The sequence below is a fragment of the Haloarcula salina genome (assembly GCF_010119195.1).
Classification (GTDB): domain Archaea; phylum Halobacteriota; class Halobacteria; order Halobacteriales; family Haloarculaceae; genus Haloarcula; species Haloarcula salina.
Genome location: NZ_WRXL01000001.1, coordinates 727,446 through 750,649, shown reverse-complemented (window position 1 = coordinate 750,649; position 23,204 = coordinate 727,446). Strand labels below are relative to the sequence as shown.

The following is a 23,204-nucleotide window of genomic DNA, read 5'->3' as shown; positions in this document are numbered from 1 at the left end:
AATGTCGCGCAGTCCCTCGCTTCCGGAACGACCACGGTTGGAACTCGACCCCGATATGACGCCTGACGAGCGTCTGGAGGCGCTCCGGGAACACTTCACGGAGATCGTCGAGGTCAACGAACAGCTCACCGAACAACTGGACGCCGCCCGGGACCGCCAGACCGATCTCACGGACGAGGTCGACCAGCTCGAACGGGAGAACGAGACGCTCAAGACTTCCTCGCTGTACATCGCGACGGCGGAGGAGCTGACGGACGACGGCGTCGTCGTCAAGCAACACGGCAACAACCAGGAGGTCCTGACCGAGGTGTCGCCGTCGATCCGCGACGACCTCGAAGCCGGCGACCGGGTCGCCATCAACGACTCCTTCGGCGTCAAGCAGATCCTCGACCCCGAGACGGACGCCCGCGCCCAGGCGATGCAGGTCGACGGCTCGCCCGACGTGAGCTACGACGACATCGGCGGGCTCGAAGAGCAGATCCTGGAGGTCCGCGAGGCCGTCGAGGAGCCGCTCATCAACGCCGATCAGTTCCGAGAGATCGGGATCGAGCCGCCGAGCGGCGTCCTGTTGCACGGCCCGCCCGGGACGGGCAAGACGATGCTGGCGAAGGCCGTCGCCAACGAGACCGACGCGACGTTCATCAAGATGGCCGGCTCCGAACTGGTCCGGAAGTTCATCGGCGAGGGCGCGCGACTCGTTCGGGACCTGTTCGAACTGGCCACCGAGCGCGAACCGGCCATCATCTTCATCGACGAGATCGACGCCATCGCGGCCAAGCGAACCGAGTCGAAGACTTCGGGCGACGCCGAGGTCCAGCGGACGATGATGCAGCTGCTCTCGGAGATGGACGGCTTCGACGAGCGCGGCGAGATTCGCATCATCGCGGCGACGAACCGCTTCGACATGCTCGACCGCGCCATCCTCCGCCCCGGCCGCTTCGACCGCCTCATCGAGGTGCCGAACCCCGACATCGAGGGCCGCGAGCGCATCCTCGAGATCCACACCGAGGACATGAACCTCGCGGGCGACGTGGACCTCGGCGCGTTCGCCACCGAGACCGACGGCCTCTCCGGCGCGGAGCTGGCCTCGCTCGCCACGGAAGCCGGTATGTTCGCCATCCGGGACGGCCGGACGACGGTCGAACAGGCCGACTTCCACGACGCCCTGGAGAAGATCGAGGGCGACGACGACGCGAGCAGCGTGCCCGTCGCCTTCGCCTGAGTCTCGTTTTCGTCCGCACGTGCTGCGCTCCGTCGCGCGATTTAAGCCACCACGCCCGGTAGCGCTTCGCGTGCACGGGACGGGACAGACGCGACGGGCGTTTCTCGCGACGCTCGGCGCGACGACGGTGGGGACGCTCGCGGGGTGTCAGGCCGAGTTCGACCCGCTGGCGTCGACGGCGCTGGACGAGCACGCCGCCACGCAGTTTCGCCAGGGGCTCCTGAATCAAGGCTATCGAGACGTGTCGCTCCCCGACTCGGTCGAGCGGGCGTGGGAGGTGCCGGCGAACCGCGGCGATCACACCGCGGCGAAGGGCAGCCCGGTGCTGGCTCCGACTGGCGACATCGTCCTGGCCGACGACACCGGCCGGGTGCGGGCCATCTCGACTGACGGCGAGGTCCAGTGGGAGACGACGATCACGCAGGCGACCCGCGGGAGCCACGGGACGCCCGCCGTCGCCAACGACACGGTCTACGTCGGGGCCTACGACGGGGCGCTGTCGGCGCTGGACCTCGAAACCGGACGGCGGCGCTGGCGCACGGAACTGGGCGACGCCATCGGCGCGAGCCCGACGTACTACAACGGGTCGCTGTACGTCGCCGTCGAGCACGCCGCGCCGAGCGGGAGCGTCGCCGCGGTGAACGCCGCGACGGGCGACGTGCAGTGGCGCGACAGCAGACCGACGAACCACCCCCACTCGACGGTCGCGCTGGACCGCGAGCACGGTCGCCTGCTGTTCGGGTCGAACGACGGGTACTGCTACGCGTGGTCGTTCCCGGACCTTGAGCGGGCCTGGCGCTACGACACCGGCGGCGACGTGAAAGCGCCGATCGCTGTCGCCGACGGGCTCGCCGTCGCGCCGTCGTGGGCCGAGACGGTCACGGCCGTCGACGTGACCGACGGCACCGAGGAGTGGACGTTCTCGACGGACGCCGACGCGATGTGCGCGCCGGCGGTCCACGACGGTACGGTCTACGTCGGGAGCCACGACGACCGCGTGTACGCGATCGACCTCGCCACCGGCGAGGAACGCTGGCGCTTCGAGACCGGCGGCTGGATCATCGGGAGCGTCGTCGCGACGCGGGATCACGTCCTCGTCGGCTCCTACGACACGCGGCTGTACGCGCTCGACCGTGACAGCGGCGAGCCGGTCTGGACCACGGCGAACCGCGGGCACGTCACCAGCGCGCCGCTGGTCACCGACGACGCGATCTACTACGCCGAGCGGGCCGTCGACGGCGAGGCCGACGACCCCGGCATGTGCTACAAGCTCGTCCCGGCGTAGGGCAGTGAAGCGAAACCCCTTACCTCTCGGACCGTCGAGTGTCGCCCATGAGCACCATTCGGGTCGTCTGGGGGACCGCCACCGGCCCGACCGCGCTGTCGTCGTACGACGCCGCACTCGCCGAGGCGGGGGTCCACAACTACAACCTCGTCACGCTCTCGTCGGTCATCCCGGCCGGCCCGGACATCGAGGTCGTCGGACGCGCGCCCGACCTGGGGCCGCCCGGCGAGGCCCTCGAAGTCGTCCAGTCGTCGGCCACCGCCGCACCGGGCGAGCGGGCGGCCGCCGGCGTCGGGTGGGCCCGGAGCGCCGACGGCCCGGGCATCTTCTACGAGGTGGACGGAACGAGCCCCGACGCGGTCCGGATGGAGATCCGCGAGGGACTGGCCGCCGGGCGGGACCTGCGGGACTGGGAGTTCGTCGAGGAGGAGGTGTACGTCGAGTCGGTCGCGCCGGAACACGAGTACGCGAGCGCCGTCGTCCTCGCGACGTACGGCGAGAGCCGTCCCGTCGTCTAGCGGGGCCGAGGCGACCGCTCGCCGCGATCATGTCAGCGAGCCTCGAGGCCGCCGGTTTTTTAAGTACCCCCCGCCTAGCATCGGAGAACGTTCATGTACGGTAATACGTCGTTCGGCGGGGAGTCCGAAGCGGTGACGCTGACCGCGGAACAGCGCCAGGAACTCCGGCGTGACCTGGCCAGCGTCGCCGCGCGGACCCGCGAACTGCTCCCGGGCGAGTTCGTCGTCGGGTCCGAGATCAGCAACGGGGCGACGGGCCCGCGGGCCACCATCGCGGTCCAGCCGCCGGTGGGATCGGTCGTCAGCGCGGACTACACGCCCGAGGACCCCGAGAGCGCCAGCATCTCCGCCGACGAGCGCGACGACCTCGCACAGGGGATCGCCGCCTCCGCCGCGCTCCAGGTGAAACAGGTGATGAACGACGACACCACGCCGACGGCCCAGTAGCCGTCGAGGACCGTTTTCGCTGCTAGCCGTCTGTTCGGTCGACTCTCGGCGAGCGGCGCTATCCGGCGCCGTCGGGGACGGGCGGGTCGTAGAACAGCGCGTAGCCGATCGACCCGGTGGCCGGGAGGCTCCCGGCGCTCAGCGCGGTGACGAGGCTAACCGACGTGAGCACCGCGCCGAGCGACGCCGCCGCCATCGACAGCGCGATGCTGGCGAGCACGAGATCGGCCACGGAGAGCGAGAGCGAGTGACCGGTCATTCCTGTCTGTGCGGAGACACGCCTGCTAATTAAATATTATTACTAGCGGTGGCGAGGGGTGCCGCCGGTGTCGATCGCGGCGAGTCACTCCGGGCGCAGGTCGTCGAGGTAGCCGTTGACGGCCAGCGGTGCGAGCACGCCGACGCCCAGCAACACGGCGAGCAACACTCTGTCGTCCAACTGTGTCAGTGCGCCGAGCAGCAACGACAGGACCAGCGCGGCGACCACGCAAGCGGCGATGACGCGGTTCTCGCGGGAGACCATAGCGGCGGTTCGAGCGCCCGCCGAAAATGCGTGTCGGCTCGCTCTACTTGCCCCAGAACGGGTCGCGGTTCCGGTGCTTCTCGACGTACATCGACAGGGCCTCTCGCTCGTCGACGGAGATGTCCTCTCTGAGCTCCTGTTCGAGGATCTTCGCGTGCTTCTCGGGGAGTTCGACCCAGAGGTCGTCGCCCTCCTCGATCTGGCGGCCGACGGTCGGGCCCTCGATGGAGACGGCCATGCGCTCGCCGGTGCGCGCGGAGTCGACGTCTTCGCCCTCGTCCTGGATGGTCTTGAGGTGGCCGACGCGGGTCGGCTCGCCGTCGTCCCACCTGATGACGTTGACGTTGCGCCGGAGTTCGCCCGAGAGGATCTCGACGCCGACGACGGCGGGGTCCGACTGCCGGAAGGTGTGGTCATGCAGGATGCGGAACTTCGCGGGCCGCGTGATGTTGTCGAGGATCTGCTCCTGCTGGGACTCCTCGATGGCGGTGACGTGCTCGTCGTAGGCGTCGACGAGCTGGTAGATGACCTCGTCTTCGAACAGTTCGACGCCCTCCTGTTCGGCCAGGTCGCGGGCGTCGTCGAGCACGTCGACGCTGAACGCCAGAATCGCACGGTGAGTCGACTCGTTGGCCGTGTCGGCGACGCGCACGTCCCGCGGGGCGACGGCCCCGACCTCGGCGCGCATGACCGGAATCTCCTCCTCCGCGAGCGTGCTGGAGAGGGCTTCCAGCGAGCCGAGCGTGTCGGCCTTGATGACGACGCCCTCCTCCTGTGTCCGCACCTCGATCTCGGCGAGTTCCTCCTCGACCTCGGCGATGACCTCGCTGCGCTCGCGGTTCCGGATGACGCGGATCGGCGCGCCCGCCATCGCGTCGTCGAGGTCCGGCGCGGCGATCTTGACGCCGTCGGCGGCGACGACTTCGTCGACCTGCTCGAACTCCTGTTCGGTCCGGATCTCCTCCAGCGGGCGCGGCCGGAGGAGCGCGCGCACCTCGGTGACGATGGGCCCCTGCAGGCCGCCGACGACGATGGTGTCGTCGTTGCGGATCGTCCCGTCGTAGATGATGGCGTCGAGCGTCGTCCCGAAGCCCTGCGTGTCCTTCACTTCGAGCACGGTCCCGACGCCGGGGCCGGCGGTGTCGATCTCCATCTCCTCTTTCATGTAACGCTGGGACAGCCCCATCATGACGGTCAGCAGGTCCGGGATGCCCTCGCTGGTCTCGGCGGAGACGGGCACGACGCCGATGTTGCCCTGGAAGTTCTGGACCCGCCAGTACATGTCGGCGGAGAAGCCGTTGTCCGAGAGTTCGCCGATGATCTCGTAGAGCTTCTCGTTCAGGTCGGACTGCACGCGGTCGGACTGGGACTCCATCGTCTGCTGGACCGGCGCGCCCTCGGTGGGGTTCCAGCCGGGGACGGTGTCGATCTTGTTGGCGGCGACGATGAACGGCGTCTGGGTCCGCTTGAGGATGTCGATGGCCTCCAGCGTCTGGGGCTGGAAGCCGTCGTTCACGTCGACGACCAGGATGGCGATGTCCGCGAGCGCGCCGCCGCGTGAGCGGAGCGTCGAGAACGAGTGGTGGCCCGGCGTGTCGATGAACAGCAGGCCGGGCAGGTCGAAGTCCGTCGGATCGACCAGTTCGCCCGCGATCTCGGAGATCACGTCCAGCGGGACGGCGGTCGCGCCGATGTGCTGGGTGATCGCGCCCGACTCGCCGGCGGTCACGGCCGAGCCGCGGATCTTGTCGAGCAGGCTCGTCTTCCCGTGGTCGACGTGGCCGAGAACGGCGACGATCGGTGTCCGAAGGGTGTCGGTGGGTGGGGTGGCATCCGTGTCAGACATAGATGGCTCCAGAAGTTGTCAGAACGGAGTCGGCCGTCGCAGTTAAGTTCGTCGTAATGGCGACGCGTGCGCCCCGGCGGCGCGACGAGACGCCCTCTGAAACCCGACGCGTGCGTCATTCGGTGACGGTGAACGATCCCGTCATCCCAGCCTTCTGATGGGGGACGCAGTGGTACTCGTACTCGCCCGCGACCTCGAACGTGTAAGTGTACTCGTGGCCGCCGGGATACGTGTCGTCTCCGGGCGTCCCCGCCCAGTCGCTGCCCTCCGGTGTCGCGGTCGCCTTGACGTTGTGCCCCCCGCTTTTCCAGACCCAGCGTACGGTGCTTCCGACGGGGACCTCGAACGTCTCCGGGTCGAAGACGAAGTCGCCCGGGCCGACCGCGACCGTCTGGGCGGCGTCGACCGGAGTCGGTGTGGGCGTCGGTGTCTCGGTCGGCGTAGCCGTCGGCGTGGCTGTGGGTGTCGCCGTCTCCGTCGGCGTAGCCGTCGGCGTGGCTGTGGGTGTCGCCGTCTCCGTCGGCGTGTCCGTGGCGGTCGGCGACTCCGTACCGGCGTCGGTCGGCGTCGCAGCGTCCGTCGGTGTCGCGCCGTCACCGCCGTCGCCGGAACAGCCCGCGGTCGATCCCGCGATTGCGGCCCCGAGGACGCCGAGTAGCTGCCGTCTGGTCTGCTCCATGCCCGGTCCTCGGACGCCTCCCGCTTAGTATTGCCCCGAACTCGATCCGGATTCCGTCGGTCACGGACGCAGCGGGGCGCTCTCTCCGTCAGACGTCCCCGTGGCGTTTATGTAACCGCGTTCGGAACAAGGGGGTATGGCTGCGATACTCGCAGAGAACCTCTCGGGGAAAGACGTGATGGGCACCGACGGCGCGGAGATCGGTAGCCTCTACAACATCACGATGGACTTCTCCTCGGGCGCGTTGCACAACCTCGTTATCGACCCCGCGGACTCGCTTCGCAACACAGACTTCGAGTACAGCGACCAGGGCCGCCTGCTCGTCCCCGTCGGGCGGGTCAAGGCCGTGAAAGACCACATGATCGTTCAGCGTTAGATGTACGTTCTGGATTCCTCGGCGTTTATCAACGAGTATCACACCGACGAGCAGATCGCGACGATTCCGCTCGTCCGCGAGGAGCTCGAAGACGAGGCGGCCTACCGCTTCGACGCGCTCGAAGGGTCGGGGATGCACCTCCACATCCCCGAGGAGAACACCGTCGAGCGCATCGAGCGCGCCGCCCGGGAAACGGGCGACCTGGCGGAGCTCTCCGAGACCGACGTTCGCCTGATCGCGGCCGCCTTCGAACTCGACAGCCGGCTGGTGACGGACGACTACGCCATGCAGAACGTGGCCGAGAAACTCGACGTGAGCGTCGAGGTCATCGCCCGCGACGGCATCACCGAGCAGCGCGACTGGCGGTTCCAGTGTGCCGGCTGCGGTCGGGAGTTCGACGACAACCACGACCGCTGTCCGATCTGCGGAAGCCAGCTCTCGCGGAAGAACCCCGCTTAGGCGGTCTGGCCGTCCCTGGCTTCGAGACCGAGGTCGAGAAGCTGCTTGAGGACCTCCTCCTCGGTGATACCGTACCGGCGGGCAAGCGTTTCGATGGCCCGCGTCTGGTCTTCGTCGCAGACGACCGTGAACCGCCGAGACATGGCCAACCGTTTGCTATCCGCTCGCATAAACACCCGTCAGACGGCAGTCAGACGACCCAGACGGGCGGTTGTCGCTGTGCATCGGTGGTCGTCGGCTCGGCCGACGGTCCCCGGAACGATGTGACGGCCCGTCTCACAGTCCGCCCGTAATCTCCAGGTACAGCGTGAGGAACTGGATCGCGTTGAACGCGCCGTGGATGAAGACGGGGACGAGGAGGTTCTCGGTCTTGAGGTAGCTCGCGCCGAGCAGCGTCGAGAGGACGAACACGAGCAACAGCGAGAGGAGCGTTTGCGTCGGCGTCCCGGTGCTGTACTGGCTGAAGTGCACGACGCCGAAGACGGCGCTGGTGAGGACGACGGCGCGGACCTCGCCGAAGCCGTCGTAGAGGTACTTCTGGATCAGGTTCCGGTAGAGGAACTCCTCGCTCGGCCCGATGGTGAGAAAGGACAGCGGGACCATCAGGAGCAGGAACGAGGGGTTCTGCCGGGCCAGTTCCTCGACGCTGCTGGTGGCCGCTTCCAGGCCGAGGAGCCGGAGCGCCTGACTGAACGCGACCAGCGCCACCAGGAGCACGACGACGCCGCCGACGGCGTAGCCCGCGTCGCGCAGCGTGGGCACGGTCAGGTCCAGGTCGTCCCACGTCCGCTCGAGTCGCCAGGCGACCGCCGCCCCGAAGGCGATGAAGCCGACGCCGCTCCCGACGGTGATGACGAGGTACGCGGGGCCGGTGACCGTCCCGCCTTCGAGCGCACCGGCGCTGACGAGGCCGGCCAGCATCGCCCCGAGGAGTGCGAACTGCGCGACGAGCGCGCCCACGACGTAGCCGACGAGGCCGACGAGCGTCGCGACGGACAGCGCCCGGGCGACCGTGTACAGCCGGTCGGTCGGGACGCCCGTCGCGAGCGCGCGACCGAGCGCGACCGACACCGCGCCGATGAGGACGGCCAGATAGGGACCCGCTCCAATGGCCGTTTCGCCGCCGGCCTGGAACGTCGGGCCGAAGAACGCCGCCAGCGTGGCGAGCACCGCGACGGCGCTCGCGGCCGCCGCGCCGAGACCGCTCTGGCGCGACGTGACGGTCCCGTGGCGGGCGAGCGAGAACGCCAGGACCGCCGCGAGGAATCCGACGCCCGCGACGGCGCGAGCGCTCACCGGGCCGACCGTCGTCGCCGGCGACACCCAACTGACGAGACCGCTCTCGGTCGCGGCGACGGCCACGAGGCCGAGACCGGCCGTGAGAACGCCCCACTCCGCGGCAGTGTCGTCCATTGTCGGCAGTCGGGGTCGGCGTCCTAAAGGGACTCCGCTTCGCCGATTCGGAGCCGCTCGCGGTCGTCGACGACAGCGGTCTCCTCGGTTTCCTCACCACGGACGAGCGCTCGCGTGGCGTTTTTCCCCCACTCGACGGCGGGCTGGGTGAACGTCTCCACGCCCGCGAGTTCGCCGACGAGGACGCAGGCCGCCTCCATCGCGTACAGCAGTTCGCCGACGCTGCGAGCGTCGAGCCGGTCGATCTCGACTTCGAGGGCCGGTCGATCGGCCGCCGGGAGGCTGGCGACCGTCGCCTCGTACTCGGCGTCGATGAGGTCGCCGAGGTCGGTCCCGGAGAGGTACGACAGGTCGTCGTGGTCCGGGTCGGGAATCGCCACGTCGGCGCGCTCGCGGGGCCTGACGAACGTGACCACCTTGTCGCGGGGGCCGGCGCGGTACAGCTGGAGCTGGGAGTGCTGATCGGTCGCGCCGAGCGCGCGGGCCGGCGTCTGGCCACGCCCGTCCTTCCCGAGGCTCTCGGCCCAGAGCTGTGCGAACCACTCGCCGAAGGACTCCAGGCGCTCGGCGTAGGGCATGAACGCGTTGACCGAGGCGCCCTCTTCTTCGAGCGCGTAGCACATCGCGCCGTAGGCGTAGGCCGGCGAGTCGTACAGCGACGGCGCGAGGTCGTCCGCCGCGGCACGTCCGCCCGCCAGCAGCCCTTCGATGTCGAGCCCGAGGATCGCCGGCGGAACGAGCCCCACCGCCGAGAGCGCGCTGAAGCGGCCGGGGACGCCCTCCGGGACCGGCAGCGTCGGCAGGCCGTGCTCGTCGGCGAGCGCCCGCAGCGGGCCGGACTCGCCCGTCGTGACGACGATGCGCTCGGTCCAGTCGACGCCCGCGTCCTCGTAGGCCGCGCGGACGACGAGGAAGTTCGCCAGCGTCTCCGCGGTGGTCCCGGAGCGCGAGACGACGTTGATGGCGGTGTCGGCGAGCGAGAGCCCTGCGAGCGTCCGCTCGACGTGTTCCGGGTCGACGTTGTCGAGGACGACGTGTCGGCCGGGGTCGTCGGCCAGCGCCTCGGTGACGGTCCGCGCGCCGAGCGCTGAGCCGCCGATGCCGACGGTGACGACCGACTCGGCGTCGGTCACCGGCGCGACGGCGTCCCGGATCTCGTCGGCGTCGGTCGTCTCCGGGAGGTTCAACGCGGCGTAGCCGAACTCCCCCTCGGCTCGTCCCCGTTCGATTCGCTCGTGGGCGTCGGCGACGCGCTCGTCCAGGTCGTCCAGCGCCGCTCGCTCGACGCCCGGGTCGGCGGCGCTCGCGAGTGCGGCCCCGATATCGACGTGCATACTCGGGCTGTCGGGGGGCGGGTACAAACAACTCCCGAACGGCTGCGGGTCGGTCGAACCTGGATGGCGGCTCCCCGGTTGACCCGGACCGACGACGCGACAACGGGACGCTTAACGGCGCGGTGTCCGTACCACCGGTCATGACAGACGCGACGGCCGCGGAGTCAGTTCCGGGAGACGGGTCCGCCGCGGGGGACGGCCAGGACGACGGATCGGAGCCGTACCGCGGCCTGCCCGGCGCGTTTCTGTACGCCTTCCGCGCGACGGACTCGCTGCTGTGCAAGGCGTACGTCCCCGTCGCCCTGTTCCTGTCGGCGGCCATCGCTATCGTCTTCGCGTTCGGCCTGGTCGTCCAGCTGGCGGCCACCGGGTCGGTCAGGGGCGGGACGTTCACCTTCTCGCGGACGTTCTTCCTGTTCGTCGGCCTGCTCGTCGTCGCGCCGCTGCTCGCGCCGGTGCTGGCCGTGGCCCGCCGCCACCGCCGGACGGGGTCCTCGGTGGCCTACGACCGGGGCATCGCGTTCTCGGCGCTGCTGTTCGTCGGATCGCTGTACCTCGCGCTGCTCGTCTCCGCGCCGGCCGAGCTACGCGACCCCACGGAGAGCGCCGTCGTCGGCTTCTTCTACTCGCTCCCGCCGCTCGCGGGACTGGTCCCGCCGCTGCTGGCCGTGGGTGGGATGTACCTCGCTCACCGCCTGCTGAAGTAGCGCCGCGTCTCACCGGCGGCGCGCTCCCGCGGTCGAAACGGGGAAAAACGCCCGTCGCCAAGCCGGGGGTATGACAGCCATCGAGGGGACGTTCCTGGTCACGCACGCCGACGAGGACTCGGCGACGCTCCGGAACGTCAGCGACTCGCAGGTGCTCACGCTCGCTGCCAACCCCGGCGTCGAGGCCGGCGAGGTGCTCGAGGGGACGGTCGAACCGGAGCCGCCGATGGAGGTGACCTACACCGTCACCGAAATCGTCGAGCGCCGCACCATCCCGGTCGAGGCGGTCGACCTCGCGCCGACGACGCAGGCCACCGACATCGCCGCCGAGCAGCCGACGGGCGAACTGACGACGGTCGAGCGAGCCGGCGAGGGCGAGATTCACGTGCTGACCGTGCCCGAAGACGAGACGGAGGCGGCCGCGGCCGACGTGGTCGAGGACGAGTCGACCGTCGCGCGGGCGGCGCGCCTCGGCGTCGACCGCGTCGAGGTGCGCACCGAGCGCGGCGTCGTCAGCGTTCGCTACCTGCCGGACTGAGCTTCGGACCCGCAAGCGGCCCCACCGGTCTACTCCGTCGGCCCGGCGGCGCTCTGGACTCGCCAGCCGCCGGCGACGCCGCAGGCCTCGCGCTCGCTGAAGGCGAACGCCGTGTCGTCGGTTACCCGCTCACCGCCCTCGACGGACTCGACGCGGAGCGGGAAATCGAGCGTGTCGCCGCAACACCCCACGCCGACGAACTCCGTCCACACGTCGCCGTGCGCGGCGGTCTCGTGGACCTTCCGGAGGTACGCGCGGAACGGCGACCCCTCGACTTTCTGGCGACCCCAGCCGCTGAGGTCCGCCGGGTAGGAGAGCTCGACCGTCCGTGCCTCGCCAGTCATGGTGTGACGTACGTGCTCATACACCAAATCACTGCGGGAGGCGGGGGTGCTGCCCGGGCCGATTGAGAAGGCTTATTCGGACCCGTCTCACACCGTTCGCTCATGTTCGAGTTCGAGGTCCCGGAAGTCGATTACACCCGGTATTCGAACCGCCAACTGGTGGCGGTTCCGCTGGCGGTGCTGGTGCTCTCGCTCGCCGTCGTCGGCGGCTGGTGGGTCGTCACCGGCGCGCCCGTCGACCGGGGCATCGACTTCACCGGCGGGACGGAACTGACGATCGGGTCGAACTCCACGCTCACGAACGACGAGATCGCCGGAACCTTCGAGGAACCGGTGGTCTCGATTCAGGGCATCACCACCACCTCGGACTCCACCTACGAGAACCAGTACGTCGTCACGTTCGACAACTCGACCGACGTGTCGGCGGTCCGGTCCGCCGTCCAGTCGGCCGACGGGATGACGCTGCTCGGGAGCGGGACCACGTCGCCGCTCTTCGGCGCACAGAACCAACGGCTCGCCGTCATGGGTGTCGGCGTCGCGTTCGTGGGCATGAGCCTGCTCGCCTTCGCGTTCTTCCGCACGTTCGTGCCGAGCATCGCCATCGTCATCTCGGCGTTCTCAGACATCATGATCCCGCTCGCGATCATGAACCTGCTGGGAATCCAGCTCTCGCTCGGCATCGTCGCGGCCTTCCTCATGCTGATCGGGTACTCCGTCGACTCCGACATCCTGTTGAACAACCACGTCCTCAGGCGCTCGGGTGGGTTCTACGAGTCGACGTACCGCGCGATGCGGACCGGTGTGACGATGACTCTGACCTCGATCGCGGCGATGGCCGTGATGGCGATCTCGGCGACGTTCTTCGGAATCGGTCTGATGGCCGATATCGGTCTGATTCTGGTGCTCGGACTGACCGCCGACCTCATGAACACCTACATGCTCAACGTGACGCTGCTTCGGTGGTACAAGTACGAGGGGGTGAACCGATGAGCGCCCTCCGTGAGAACTGGCGCATCGTCGCGCTGGTCGTCCTCCTCGTCGCCAGCGCCACGGCCCTGTTCGTTCCCGGGGTTCCGCCGGGAACGAGCGCCGACGGCGGAACTGACGCCGGCGGCCCGGAAGCGGAGAGCGCGAGCCAGCTGACGAACCTCAACTACGGCATCCAGCTCAGCGGCGGGACCCGTCTCCGAGCGCCCATCGTGGGCATCACCGCCGAAGGCGTCGACGTGCAGGCGACGGAAGCGACCCAGCTCGAACAGACGGTCGCCGACGAACTCGGCGTCGACACCATCGACGTTCGAGTTCGCCCCATCAGCAACGACCGCCAGACAGGGGCCGTCGAGGTCGTCATCGAGAACGTCACCCAGCAGGAACTGCGCGCCGCGCTCGAAGCCAACGGCTATCAGCCGGACACCGTCCGCGACGGCGTGACGCGGGAGACCCGCCAGGAGATGGTCGAGACCATCGACGAGAAGCTCCGGACCTCGGCGCTCAGCGGCGCGTCGGTTCAGATCGTCAACGTCCCCGGCGGTGAGCACTTCGTCAGCATCACCGCCCCCGACCGAGACCGCGAGGACCTCGTCGACATCCTGAACGAGCGCGGTGTGGTCAAGATCTACGCCGTGTATCCGGGCGGGGAGAACGGCTCGTACGTCCGCGAGGAGGTCCTCCAGCGCTCCCAGATGGACGACATCTCCTCAGCGAACAGGGAGGGCATCGGCTGGGCGGTATACATCACCGTCAGGCAGGACGCCGCGGACGCCTTCGCACAGCGGATGGTCGACGCCGGCTTCGACGACGGCGCGTCCTGCGGGAACTACAACCACTCGGACATCCAGCAGACCACCGGCGACGGCTGTCTGGTCCACACGCTGAACGGCGAGGTCGTCACCGCCCGCGGGGTGACGCCTGACCTCGGTGGGAGCTTCGCGAACGGCGAGTTCGCCAACGACCCCGTGTACGTGATGCAAACCAACGGCTCCGAGCAGGCAAACGAGATCGAACTGAACCTCGAGGCGGGACAGCTGCCCGCGCCGCTCGACCTCTCGGAGGACTCCGGCGCGTCGCTCGACCCGGCGCTGGCCGAGCGCTTCAAGCAGAACTCGCTGCTGACGGGCCTGATCGCGGTCCTCATGGTCAGCCTCGTCGTCTACGTGCGCTACCAGCGGGTGGAAGTGGTCGTCCCGATGGTCGCCACCGCGCTCTCCGAGGTGTTCATCCTCCTCGGGTTCGTGGCGTTCGTCCAGTACCCGCTGAACCTCTCGCACCTGGCCGGCTTCATCGCCGTCATCGGGACGGGGGTGGACGACCTCATCATCATCGCCGACGAGATCCTCCAGCAGGGTAAGGTCGAGACGGGACGGGTCTTCCAGAGCCGCTTCCGCAAAGCGTTCTGGGTCATCGGCGCGGCGGCGGCGACGACCATCATGGCGATGAGCCCGCTGATGGTCCTCCCGCTCGGCGACCTCTCCGGGTTCGCCATCATCACCATCGTGGGCGTCCTCATCGGCGTACTGGTGACGCGCCCGGCCTACGGCGACATCCTGCGGAACCTCGTGCTGGACGAGGACTGAAGGCGTCGACGTTTCTCACCGTCGCACTCTGGGTCTACTGGACCGTCTCCCAGTCCTTGGCACATGGTACCGAATGACTTATTATCTCTCGTGTCGTATGTTCACATCCCGATAGATGCGGGGAGCCATCGGACGACGCGCTTCAGACTGTCCGTTCGGGACGGAACGGAACGCGTTGGGGGCAACAACCAAGCGACCGGTAACACGGTTCCGAGGTTAACGCTCTGAAGGAGAACCACACCAGTCCACCGCCGGTCCGGCCGGCAGGATCGGTGCCAAGGCCAAGTACCGGACGCCGCGCGAGGGGCGTTCGGGAACCCGGCACGCCGTCAAACGCTGGTGAAAGCCCAGCTAAAGCCCGTCAGGGCAAGGTCGGTGAGAGTCCGGCTACAGGCGGCACGTATCGCCGGCACGGCCGTACGGACTGCGGAAAACATCTCCCGTCCGACTCCAAGCCGCGTCTGCGGGGATTTTACGCGTTTCAGAACTCGCCCAGCGTCGACTGTTCCGCCGCCGCGAGCACGTCGTCGCACGTCGACCACGACCGGCGGGCACAGGCCGGCAGGTCGCCGTGGCGCTCGACGTGGTCGGCCAGGAACGCCCGCGTCGTCGGGTCGCTGGGATACCCGGACCCGACCGCGCCGTACTCGGCGGCCAGCGCGTCGACGTGCGCGTCCCGGGCGACTTTCGCGACGATCGAGGCCGCGCCCACCAGCGGGTCCGTCTCGTCGGCCCCGTGTGCCGAAGTCACGCGCACGTCGGCCTCGACGGCGGCGGCGACGCGGCGGCCGAACCGCTCGGCGTCGGTGTCGCCGGCGTCGACGGTGCCTGCGAGGCCATCGCAAGCGATCTGTGCCAGCGCTTCGGCCTGCGCCGCGACGGTGAGCGCGTTCATGTCCGTCTCATCGTCGTCGATGCGCTCGACGGGGATCTCGGCGACGCCGACCGTCGCGCACTCCCGGATTTCGCGGTCTAACCGCTCGCGGCGCTGGGGGAGAATGTCCTTCGAGTCGCCGACCCCGTCGGGGAGCGCCGACGGCTCGGCGCGGACCGCGGCGGCGAACATCGACCCCAGCACCGGTCCCTTGCCGGCCTCGTCGACACCGAATCGCATGGCTGGTCGGTGTTCGCCGTCGGACAAACCGGTTCCGGTCGCAGTTCCGATTCCGGTCGGCGGCGCGGCCCGGTCCGCCACGTCGAACCCGCGCCGACCCGCACCGCCTACTCTTTCAGGTACTCGTCCGTCGCGAACGGCTCGTCTTCGCCCTCCACGTCGACCACGTCGAGGGCGGTCACCTCGGCGTCGACGCCGAGCAGGCCGGACAGACTCGGCTCTGTCCGCCCCTCGTCGCTGGAGACGAGTTCCTTCACGTAGAGGCCGCCCTCGCCGTGGACCCGGAGCTCGGCGCGGCGGTCGTCGGTGAGTTCGCCCGTCGCCCCGTAGACGCTGCGCGTCCGCGTCAGGTCCGCGCGGCGGTGGGCGACTCGCTGGGGCGTCTCCTGCTGGATCGTCGCGCCGTCGAGTTCTGCCAGCGCATCGTCGAAGTCCGCCGCGTCGACCGACTCGTCGAACTCGATGTCCATCCGGTAGGTCTTCGAGGCGTCCAGTTCCTTGACGCGCTCGACCATCTCGTGAGTCGCCGGTTCGAGCCCCTCGACCTCGACCTTCCCGTCGGCGAAGGCGTTGATATCGGCCTCCAACTGCTCCGTGTCCACGTCTCGCGTTCGCGGTTCCATCACTTCGATGACGAACGGGCGACCGGATTCGAGCATCAGCGCGTCGACGTCCTCGCGCCCCGCGCCGTGGAACACCGCCTCCTCGCCGTCCATCGCCTCCAGTACGACCGGCGCGGACAGTTGCTCGACGCTCTCGTCGTAGCGGTAGCCGGTGCCGTCACAGCCGTCGCAGGGCTCGCCCTGCCACAGCCCCGTCCCGTTGCAGTCGTTGCAGGGCCACTTCGTCTGCGGGATGTCGCGCTCCAGTTTGCGGTAGCGGCCGTAGACGAACGCGGAGTTGACCTGAACGTCTATCTCGTCCGTGGAGAGGTCGAGCGTGAACTGGACCTCCGGCCGGCCGAAGTCCACCTCCGCGCCGGTCAGGTCGCCGATGCGCTTGCCGACCTCGCGGTTGAGCTCCGTCTTCAGCGCCTCGCCGGCGTCGGCGTCGAGGCCAACGTCCTCGCGCAGCAGGTCGTCGTTCTCTTCGAGCAGCGGCGGGACCTTCGTCCCGACCTGGTACGTGTCGAACTCGTAGCCGCGGACGGCGCTGGCGGCCTGCTCGGCCCACCAGTCGAAGCGGTCGCACTCGCCCTCGCAGACCCAGCAGTCCTCGCTCTCCTCGAAGGGATCGTCGTCGGCGAGCGCGAGCGTCACCCGCAGGGCGTGGCCGCGCTCGGCGTTGGCCAGCCCGAAACTCCGATCGGCGAACAGCCGGCCGAGGCAGGAATCGCACAGCGGCCCGGTCGCGAGCGCCGCGCGGGCGTCCTCGAGTACAGTCATTGTGTGAGGCGACGCGACGCCCCCCTAACTGCGTTTCGACCTCACCGCTTTGGCGGTCCGCCGTCGGCGTTCGTCACTCCGGCCGGTGGCCGCCGTCGGTCGGGAATCCCGCCGTGTGCTCCCCGAATAGGTCGCCCGGGACCGTCTCGGCCGAGACGGAGATAGACCGCTTCGGGAACGGGATCTCGACGCCCTCCGCTTGGAAGTGCTTGTAGATGGCTCGGTTGAGTTTGTGGGTGGCGCGGGCGGTCAGCGCCGGGTTTCCGACCCAGCACAGCAGTTCGAGGTTCAGCGCCGAGTCGCCGAAGGAGCGAAAGCGGACCCGCGGGCGCGGACGCTCCTGTACGAGGTCCTCCGCCTCGGCGATGTCCAGCAGCAGCTCCTCGACGGCGTCGATGTCGGTGCCGTAGGCGACGCCGACGGGGACGCGGATGCGGCGCTTGCGCTTGGGGGTCGACTCGTTGACGATGGCGGCGCTGTTGAGCTTCGAGTTCGGGACCGTGACGAGGATGTCGTCGCGAGTGCGGATGACCGTCGAGCGGACCGAGATGTCCTCGACGCGGCCGCGCTCGCCGGTCTCCAGGACGACGAAGTCGCCGACCTTGTAGGTCCCGTCGAGGTACAGCGACAGCGACCCGAAGAAGTTCGAGAGCGTGTCGCGGGCCGCCAGGCCGACGATGATACCCATGATGCCGGCCGAGGCCAGCAGCGGCGTCACGTCGATGTCCCACAGCACCAGCAAGAGGACGATCCCGCCGCCGGCGACGAGCGCGCTCCAGACGTTCTGGAGGATGGGGACCATCTGCCGGTCGATGTACGCCGAGTCGGTCGCGGCCGCGGACGCCTGCCGGCCGACGCGCAGCAGGGTCGTCATCCAGACCACCACGATGACTGACAGCGTCCCCGCTTCGAGCGAGACGGCGATCGCCGGCCGGATGTCGTACAGCCGCGCGCCGACGTACGCACCGGCGAGACCGATCGAGACGTACAGCGCCGTGTGGACGCCGCGGAAGACGATGTCGTCGACGTCGCCCTTGATGTGTGGAGTGACCTGCACAAGCAGTCGGTCGCCGAGGACGCGAACGGCGGCCGCCACGAGGAGACCGCTTCCGATCAGGACGAGAAAGCCCTGCCAGGGCGGGAGCCCCGCCAGGAGCGACACCAGCCCACTATCCAGTTGCATACCGTCTGTTGGTCAGCGAGATTATATATACGGTTGCCTCCACCGAACCGAACGGCCTTTGTCGTCCGCCGTTCGCTCCGTGGATATGAACCCGATTCTCGTCGCGATCTTGCTGGGCCTGCTCCAGGGGGTGCTGGAGTGGATTCCCGTGTCGAGCGAGGGCGGCGTGGCGCTCGCGTCGACGGTGGTCACCGGGGTCTCGCCCGCCGCGGCCACCCGACTCGCGCTGTTTCTGCACGCCGGGACGGCCGTCGCCGCGCTGGCGTACTACCGCGGCGAGGTCCGCGACATCCTCGACTCCGCCCGCCGCCTCTCCCGGCGTCCCTTCGCCGACGAGACGGCCGACCTCTCCTTTCTCGTCGTGGCGACGCTGGCGACGGCCGTCACCGGCCTCCCGGCCTACCTGGCTCTCGACGCCGCCGTCTCGGAACTGGAAGGCGGGCTCTTTCTCGCGCTGGTCGGCGGTCTGCTCGTATTGACGGGCCTGCTCCAGCGCTTCGCCGCGGCGCTGTCGCTGGGCGAGCGCGACGTGCCGGACTGGGCCGACGCTCTCCTCGTCGGCGCGCTGCAGGGCCTCGCGATTCTACCGGGCGTCTCCCGCTCCGGGACGACCGTGAGCGCCCTGTTGCTGCGCGGCCACGAGGGCGAGTCGTCGCTTCGCCTCTCCTTTCTCCTGTCGATTCCGGCCGCGCTCGCGGCGAACGCGCTGGTGCTGGTCGACGACGGCGTGCCCGTCATCGACCCGCTGCCGGCCGTGGTCGCCCTGGCCGTCAGCGCCGTCGTCGGCTATTTGACCGTCGACGCGCTGGTCCGACTCGTCCGCCGCGTGCCGTTCTGGGCGGTCTGTACGGTCTTCGGCGGCCTCGGCGTCCTCGGCGGTCTCCTCGTCGCGCTGTGATACCGTGCTGGAACTTATATATCGCTCGGGGCCAAATCACGTGTATCAGGGGCCATGAGTGGTGACGAACGCAAGCTGGTCGACACGTCGGGGGACTTCCAGTACGTCGTCCGGAACGGCGAGGACGTGGCCGACCCGCAGTGGCGCTCGTGCCGGCTCATCGTCACCAACAAGCGCCTCGTCCTGGCGACGAACGGGTCGAAACAGCCCATCGCGCACTCGAAGATCAGGCTCGCTGACGACGCAGCGGAACTGGTCCCGGACGCCGCGAGCGGCGCGACCGCGCTGGAGGTGGGCGACAACGTCCTGCTCGTCGACGCCCCGAACGTCGACGACTTCGAGACGGAGTACGTCCGCGCGGCCCTGCAGGGACAGGTCATCCTCGCGCGCGAGCAGGCCGTCGTCGGCGGGGTCGTCCAGGACGACGCGGCGTGGAGCAAGGCGCGCTTCCAGCTCGACGACGGCGTCGTCCGCCTCCAGTTCCCCGGCGGCGGCGGGCTCTCCTTCGAGGTTGAGGACGTGGGGACCATCGAGACCGGGACCAGCACCGTGATGGGCCAGCAGCGGACGGTCATCGAGGTCGAGCACACCGACGACCAGGACCGCAGCGTCGAGACGCATCTCTCGGGCATGGACCACCACACCCGCGCGCTGGAGACGCTGTTCACCCGGGTCGTCGAGGGCCGCGAGGACGACTACGAACTCTCCGAGATGGAGAGTCAGGTACTGATGGCGCTGTACTCGGGCGTGTCTCCGTTCGAGATGTCCGACTTCGTCGGGACGACCCCCGACGAGGTCGAGGAGATCTACCAGCGACTGCTCGACATCGGCGCGGTCGACGAGGTTCGCGTGCGGACAGAGGTCGCGCTGAACGCCCAGGGGCGGAACATGGCGAGCGAGGCGATGAGCGAGAAGTAAGACCGACGGCCTCCAGACGCGTACTGGTCGCTGTTGGTGCCGTGTGCGGGTTGTGAGCTGCTCTGTACGGGAGCTCGCTCAGGCGTCCTCGACCGCTTCTACGTCGCGGATCTCCGTGACCGAAACTCCCTCCGGCAGCTCGGCTTCCGTGATCGGCGTCAGCGTGATGACCGTCCCGTCGTCGGCCCGGACCCACTCCTGTCCGGTCTCGTCGTCCCAGTCGTGTGGGGTCCACAGACCGGATTCGAAGCGCATCCAGATATCGAGGCCACTGTAGTACTCTCCCGAGGAACTTTCGTATATCATTGTGGCTCCACAGCGGGTGGTTCCGTGAAAAAGTCAATCGAACTACATTGGCTTATTAGTACCGGTGAGTGTAGATATCGCACACCTGAATATCGCGGGTGGCAGTCCGAGCAGCCGTGAGTGCCCGCTCGGAGCGCGTCGAGAAAACGGGCCGCGGTGGCCGCCTACGTCTTTTGCTGTTCGCGTGCGATCTCCAGCGACCAGAAGAAGCCGTAGTACGCGACGACGCCGCCGGCCAGCGTCAGGTAGTACGCCCACTGCGGGCCCTGGAGCACGTCGAAGACGACGCTGACCACCGTCACCCAGGCGATGGCGAACACGAGGTCGACGACCATGCCTCGCTGGTGGTCGCGGACGTGTTCGCGGATGGTGTCGACGACGCTCATCGCGCTCCTCCCGGGGCGGTCGGCAGTGGGTTCGTGGGTATCATTCGTGGTGTCGTGTCGCGAGGCGGTAGCCCGTCGGTCCGGTCACTCCTCCACGTCGGTGTCGCCGTGGACGTCGACGACGAGGACGGGCAGGCGGGTCCGGCGCAGCACCTTCTCGGTCACGCTGCCGAGGATGACGCGCTTGAGGCCCGAGCGGCCGTGGGACCCCATCACGACGAGGTCGATGTCGTTGTCGTCGACGAACTTCCGGATGGCCCGCGCGGGCTCGCCGGCGGTGACGTGTTCGACCACCTCGACGCCGTGTTCCGCGCCGCGGTCGGCGACGTAGCCGGTGGCCTCGTCTGCGTCTTCTTTCACCTCGGTCATCTCGTCGAGGTGGCCCTGGCGGATGCGGTCGACCTGCTCCGTGCCCAGCGAGTAGCTAGTGGCGTCGACGTCGACCACGTACAGCGCGTGGACCGTCGACCCGTACTTCGAGGCGATGTCGATCGCCTGGTCGACCGCGTTCTCCGCGGTGTCGCTACCGTCAGTCGGAACGAGGATGTGATCGTACATGTCTTTAGTCGTCTGCGGGGGTACCGCCGCTGCCGCCGCTATCGCTCACGATGTCTTCGGCGGTCTGTTGCTGGCCCATCGGTTCGGGGCTGTGACACTGCCTGACCATCCGCTTGGTCTCCATCGGGGGTTCGGGCGTGACGAGCGACACGGCGATGGTCACGAGGAACACCAGCGGCGTGCCGATGAGCGCCGCGCCGATCGGCGGGACGTACTGGGCGTAGATGGGAACGAGCGCGCCGCTCTCGCCCGCCGCCGCACCGAGCGCGCCGATGTAGCTCGGCAGGACGCTGTTGACGACGGAGCCGATCCACAGCAACAGCCCGACCGTCATCCCGGCGAGTGCGCCCTGTCGGTTGGTGTTCTCCCACCAGAGGCCGAGGAAGAACATCGGGAACAGCACGGTGCCGGCCAGCGAGAACGCGTAGGCGACCAGTTCGCCGATGAGTGCCGGCGGGTTGAACGCGGTCACGGTCACCAGCGCGCCGATGGCGATGATGGTGGCCCGACCGATGAGCACCTGCTGGCGCTGGGTCGCGTCGGGGTTGACGAGCTCCGTGTAGATGTCGTGGGCGACCGCCGAGGAGGCCGTGATGAACAGCCCCGCGGTGGTCGCGATCGCCGCGGCCATCGCGCCGGCGGCGACGAGGCCGACGAACCAGCGCGGGAGGTCCGCGAACTGCGCCGCGAGAACGACGATCACGTCGCCCTCGGCACCGGACATGGCCTGCTGACCGTTGTAGACCGCGTCGGGGGTGATGTCGTTCACCGCCGCGAAGAGGTCGACGCCGAAGGCCGCCATCGCGGGCGCGGCCCAGTACAGCAGCATGATGAAGAACAGGCCCCAGACGCAGGACCAGCGCGCGGTCCGCTCGTTCTCGACCGTGTAGAACCGCACCAGCACGTGCGGGAGGCCGCAGGTCCCGACGATGAGCGAGAACGCCGTCGCGACCCAGATGTAGTAGGACCCCGTCCGGAACGGAGCCGAGAACTGGCGGCTGAGTTCGCCAAAGAGCGCGCCGTACTCGATCTGGGGCAGGATCGTCGAGTAACCCTGCGACCAGCCGACGACGTAGACGCCCGCGAGGAACGCGACGATGAGGATGACGTACTGGACGGCCATGTTCTTCGTCGCGCCCAGCATGCCCGAGAGCGCGAGGTAGCCGACGGTGATGGTCATCATCACGACGATCATCGGGATGATCTCCAGCCCGAAGACGTACTGGCCGACCAGCCCCATGCCGCGGGCCTGCCCGACGGAGTAGACGTACGCGATGAGCAGCGTGGTGAACGCCCCGAGCGCGCGAGCGGTCGGGGAATTGAACCGGTCGCCGACGAAGTCGGGCGCGGTGTACTTCCCGAACCGGCGCATCTGCGCGGCGAGGAAGATGAGCAACACGAAGTAGCCGGTCGTCCAGCCGACGATGAACGCCAGGCCGTAGAACCCGGAGAGGGCGACCAGCCCGGCCAGCCCGAGATACGAGGCGGCCGACATCCAGTTCGCGCCGATCGCCATCCCGTTCTCGATGTTACCGATGCCGCGGCCGGCGACCCACATGCCCTCGGTGTCGGCCACCTTGAACACGTAGCCGATGACGAGGAACGAGGCCATCATCAGGAAGACGATGATCGCCGGGACGAGCTTGAAGGAGATGTCGAGCGCCTCGGCCTGCAGCGGGACCGTCACTGCTCGACACCCCCGTCGGTCGCGGCGGCGTCGCCCCGCTCACCGCCGTCGGACTCGGCGTCGGTTTCGACGACGCTGTGGTCGATGCCGTACTTCTCGTCGAGCGAATCGCGCTTGCGAGCGTACCAGAAGGCGAGTACCAGCGCCCCGGTCGGGCCCCCGAAGGCCACCGTGAAGTAGTGCAGCGGGAAGCCCGGTGGCACCGTTATCGACGTCATCGTCTCGGGGGCGATGACCGTCAACGTCACCGGTCCAAAGACGATGAGCGCCCAGACGATGAAGCCGGACCAGACGATGCGCAGGTGGTCCCGCATGTACGCCGTGCTGGGGCTCAGGAGGTTCACCTCCTCTTCGAGGTAGTTCGTGTTCTGGTGCTCTCGCGCCGCGTCGGTCGTCGTCCCGCCGTCGGGAGCGAGAGAGCGGTCGCTACTGCCGTCGTGAATATCGGTATCTGTCATGGTCAGCGTCGAATTCTGGTGTGTCTAAATCGCGGTTCGAGAGGGGA

General features: G+C 68.7%; 28 protein-coding genes. 12 read left to right on the top strand and 16 right to left on the bottom strand.

Features of this window, described 5'->3' with window-relative positions; translation table 11 throughout:
- Window position 1 precedes the first annotated feature (1 nt).
- The 4 genes from pan2 to GM656_RS03885 all read left to right on the top strand — a co-directional run bounded on the left by pan2 (window position 2) and on the right by GM656_RS03885 (window position 3,472).
- Entirely contained in the window at window positions 2-1,222 is a 1,221-nt protein-coding gene (gene pan2, locus GM656_RS03900) for a proteasome-activating nucleotidase Pan2 (RefSeq protein WP_162412332.1), read from the top strand.
- A 70-nt stretch (window positions 1,223-1,292) separates the two neighbouring features.
- The gene (locus GM656_RS03895) at window positions 1,293-2,507 is read left to right on the top strand and encodes an outer membrane protein assembly factor BamB family protein (RefSeq protein WP_162412331.1); all 1,215 of its coding nucleotides are present in this window, start codon (window positions 1,293-1,295) and stop codon (window positions 2,505-2,507) included.
- Between the two features lie 47 nt (window positions 2,508-2,554).
- Window positions 2,555-3,025 (top strand): pyruvoyl-dependent arginine decarboxylase, encoded by a 471-nt coding sequence (locus GM656_RS03890; protein ID WP_162412330.1) that lies wholly within the window; start codon window positions 2,555-2,557, stop codon window positions 3,023-3,025.
- A gap of 93 nt (window positions 3,026-3,118) precedes the next feature.
- Window positions 3,119-3,472, top strand: a complete 354-nt coding sequence (locus GM656_RS03885) for a DUF5811 family protein (RefSeq protein ID WP_162412329.1) — start codon at window positions 3,119-3,121, stop codon at window positions 3,470-3,472.
- A 58-nt stretch (window positions 3,473-3,530) separates the two neighbouring features.
- On the opposite strand, the gene GM656_RS03880 is transcribed toward GM656_RS03885, so the two are convergent.
- From GM656_RS03880 to GM656_RS03865, 4 genes are all read right to left on the bottom strand, one after another.
- Window positions 3,531-3,731 (bottom strand): hypothetical protein, encoded by a 201-nt coding sequence (locus GM656_RS03880; protein ID WP_162412328.1) that lies wholly within the window; start codon window positions 3,729-3,731, stop codon window positions 3,531-3,533.
- Window positions 3,732-3,815: 84 nt separating this feature from the next.
- Window positions 3,816-3,995: a hypothetical protein gene (locus tag GM656_RS03875; RefSeq protein ID WP_162412327.1), complete on the bottom strand. Its 180-nt coding sequence runs from the start codon at window positions 3,993-3,995 to the stop codon at window positions 3,816-3,818.
- 43 nt (window positions 3,996-4,038) lie between these two features.
- Entirely contained in the window at window positions 4,039-5,841 is a 1,803-nt protein-coding gene (gene infB / locus GM656_RS03870) for a translation initiation factor IF-2 (RefSeq protein WP_162412326.1), read from the bottom strand.
- A 115-nt stretch (window positions 5,842-5,956) separates the two neighbouring features.
- Window positions 5,957-6,520, bottom strand: a complete 564-nt coding sequence (locus tag GM656_RS03865) for a plastocyanin/azurin family copper-binding protein (protein ID WP_162412325.1) — start codon at window positions 6,518-6,520, stop codon at window positions 5,957-5,959.
- 136 nt (window positions 6,521-6,656) lie between these two features.
- Between GM656_RS03865 and GM656_RS03860 the strand changes: the two genes are divergently transcribed.
- Both GM656_RS03860 and GM656_RS03855 read left to right on the top strand, forming a co-directional pair.
- The gene (locus GM656_RS03860; RefSeq protein ID WP_162412324.1) at window positions 6,657-6,896 is read left to right on the top strand and encodes a PRC-barrel domain-containing protein; all 240 of its coding nucleotides are present in this window, start codon (window positions 6,657-6,659) and stop codon (window positions 6,894-6,896) included.
- The gene (locus tag GM656_RS03855; RefSeq protein ID WP_162412323.1) at window positions 6,897-7,355 is read left to right on the top strand and encodes an NOB1 family endonuclease; all 459 of its coding nucleotides are present in this window, start codon (window positions 6,897-6,899) and stop codon (window positions 7,353-7,355) included.
- Here GM656_RS03855 and GM656_RS03850 read toward each other — a convergent pair.
- The 3 genes from GM656_RS03850 to GM656_RS03840 all read right to left on the bottom strand — a co-directional run bounded on the left by GM656_RS03850 (window position 7,352) and on the right by GM656_RS03840 (window position 10,102).
- Entirely contained in the window at window positions 7,352-7,498 is a 147-nt protein-coding gene (locus GM656_RS03850; RefSeq protein ID WP_162412322.1) for a CopG family transcriptional regulator, read from the bottom strand. The genes GM656_RS03855 and GM656_RS03850 overlap by 4 nt on opposite strands.
- Before the next feature lie 133 nt (window positions 7,499-7,631).
- Window positions 7,632-8,768 (bottom strand): CPBP family intramembrane glutamic endopeptidase, encoded by a 1,137-nt coding sequence (locus GM656_RS03845; RefSeq protein ID WP_162412321.1) that lies wholly within the window; start codon window positions 8,766-8,768, stop codon window positions 7,632-7,634.
- A gap of 23 nt (window positions 8,769-8,791) precedes the next feature.
- Window positions 8,792-10,102 carry a glucose-6-phosphate isomerase gene (locus GM656_RS03840; RefSeq protein WP_162412320.1) on the bottom strand — a complete coding sequence of 437 codons (1,311 nt, stop codon included), beginning with the start codon at window positions 10,100-10,102 and terminating at the stop codon, window positions 8,792-8,794.
- Between the two features lie 140 nt (window positions 10,103-10,242).
- Here GM656_RS03840 and GM656_RS03835 point away from each other — a divergent pair, with 140 nt between their 5' ends.
- Entirely contained in the window at window positions 10,243-10,809 is a 567-nt protein-coding gene (locus GM656_RS03835) for a hypothetical protein (protein WP_162412319.1), read from the top strand.
- Window positions 10,810-10,879: 70 nt separating this feature from the next.
- Window positions 10,880-11,347, top strand: a complete 468-nt coding sequence (locus GM656_RS03830; protein ID WP_162412318.1) for a DUF5812 family protein — start codon at window positions 10,880-10,882, stop codon at window positions 11,345-11,347.
- A gap of 29 nt (window positions 11,348-11,376) precedes the next feature.
- Here GM656_RS03830 and GM656_RS03825 read toward each other — a convergent pair whose 3' ends face one another.
- The gene (locus tag GM656_RS03825) at window positions 11,377-11,691 is read right to left on the bottom strand and encodes a hypothetical protein (protein WP_162412317.1); all 315 of its coding nucleotides are present in this window, start codon (window positions 11,689-11,691) and stop codon (window positions 11,377-11,379) included.
- A gap of 102 nt (window positions 11,692-11,793) precedes the next feature.
- On the opposite strand from GM656_RS03825, the gene secF reads away from it, so the two are divergent.
- On the top strand, window positions 11,794-12,681 hold the full coding sequence (gene secF, locus GM656_RS03820) for a protein translocase subunit SecF (RefSeq protein ID WP_162412316.1): 888 nt from the start codon (window positions 11,794-11,796) through the stop codon (window positions 12,679-12,681).
- On the top strand, window positions 12,678-14,264 hold the full coding sequence (locus GM656_RS03815) for a preprotein translocase subunit SecD (protein WP_162412315.1): 1,587 nt from the start codon (window positions 12,678-12,680) through the stop codon (window positions 14,262-14,264). Before secF ends, GM656_RS03815 begins: the two co-directional genes overlap by 4 nt.
- A 481-nt stretch (window positions 14,265-14,745) precedes the next feature.
- Here the strand turns inward: GM656_RS03815 and rnhB are convergent, their stop codons facing one another.
- From rnhB to GM656_RS03800, 3 genes are all read right to left on the bottom strand, one after another.
- The gene (gene rnhB, locus GM656_RS03810) at window positions 14,746-15,378 is read right to left on the bottom strand and encodes a ribonuclease HII (protein WP_162412314.1); all 633 of its coding nucleotides are present in this window, start codon (window positions 15,376-15,378) and stop codon (window positions 14,746-14,748) included.
- Between the two features lie 107 nt (window positions 15,379-15,485).
- The gene (locus GM656_RS03805) at window positions 15,486-16,763 is read right to left on the bottom strand and encodes a tRNA pseudouridine(54/55) synthase Pus10 (RefSeq protein WP_162412313.1); all 1,278 of its coding nucleotides are present in this window, start codon (window positions 16,761-16,763) and stop codon (window positions 15,486-15,488) included.
- Between the two features lie 73 nt (window positions 16,764-16,836).
- Entirely contained in the window at window positions 16,837-17,946 is a 1,110-nt protein-coding gene (locus GM656_RS03800) for a mechanosensitive ion channel family protein (RefSeq protein ID WP_162412312.1), read from the bottom strand.
- A gap of 85 nt (window positions 17,947-18,031) precedes the next feature.
- On the opposite strand from GM656_RS03800, the gene GM656_RS03795 reads away from it, so the two are divergent.
- Together GM656_RS03795 and GM656_RS03790 are read left to right on the top strand one after the other, a co-directional pair.
- A complete protein-coding gene (locus GM656_RS03795; RefSeq protein WP_162412311.1) occupies window positions 18,032-18,844 on the top strand; it encodes an undecaprenyl-diphosphate phosphatase in 813 nt (270 codons plus the stop codon).
- Between the two features lie 54 nt (window positions 18,845-18,898).
- Window positions 18,899-19,762: a CheF family chemotaxis protein gene (locus GM656_RS03790; RefSeq protein WP_162412310.1), complete on the top strand. Its 864-nt coding sequence runs from the start codon at window positions 18,899-18,901 to the stop codon at window positions 19,760-19,762.
- A 78-nt stretch (window positions 19,763-19,840) separates the two neighbouring features.
- Here GM656_RS03790 and GM656_RS03785 read toward each other — a convergent pair whose 3' ends face one another.
- From GM656_RS03785 to GM656_RS03765, 5 genes are all read right to left on the bottom strand, one after another.
- Window positions 19,841-20,068 carry a hypothetical protein gene (locus GM656_RS03785; protein WP_162412309.1) on the bottom strand — a complete coding sequence of 76 codons (228 nt, stop codon included), beginning with the start codon at window positions 20,066-20,068 and terminating at the stop codon, window positions 19,841-19,843.
- Window positions 20,069-20,232: 164 nt separating this feature from the next.
- Window positions 20,233-20,454, bottom strand: coding sequence for a hypothetical protein (locus GM656_RS03780; RefSeq protein WP_162412308.1), 222 nt, complete (start codon window positions 20,452-20,454; stop codon window positions 20,233-20,235).
- Window positions 20,455-20,538: 84 nt separating this feature from the next.
- Window positions 20,539-21,012: a universal stress protein gene (locus GM656_RS03775; RefSeq protein ID WP_162412307.1), complete on the bottom strand. Its 474-nt coding sequence runs from the start codon at window positions 21,010-21,012 to the stop codon at window positions 20,539-20,541.
- A 4-nt stretch (window positions 21,013-21,016) separates the two neighbouring features.
- Window positions 21,017-22,699 carry a sodium:solute symporter family transporter gene (locus tag GM656_RS03770; protein ID WP_162412306.1) on the bottom strand — a complete coding sequence of 561 codons (1,683 nt, stop codon included), beginning with the start codon at window positions 22,697-22,699 and terminating at the stop codon, window positions 21,017-21,019.
- Complete coding sequence (locus tag GM656_RS03765; protein WP_162412305.1) at window positions 22,696-23,157, bottom strand: DUF4212 domain-containing protein; 462 nt, start codon at window positions 23,155-23,157, stop codon at window positions 22,696-22,698. The genes GM656_RS03770 and GM656_RS03765 overlap by 4 nt, the downstream gene beginning before the upstream one ends.
- Between the last annotated feature and the right edge of the window lie 47 nt (window positions 23,158-23,204).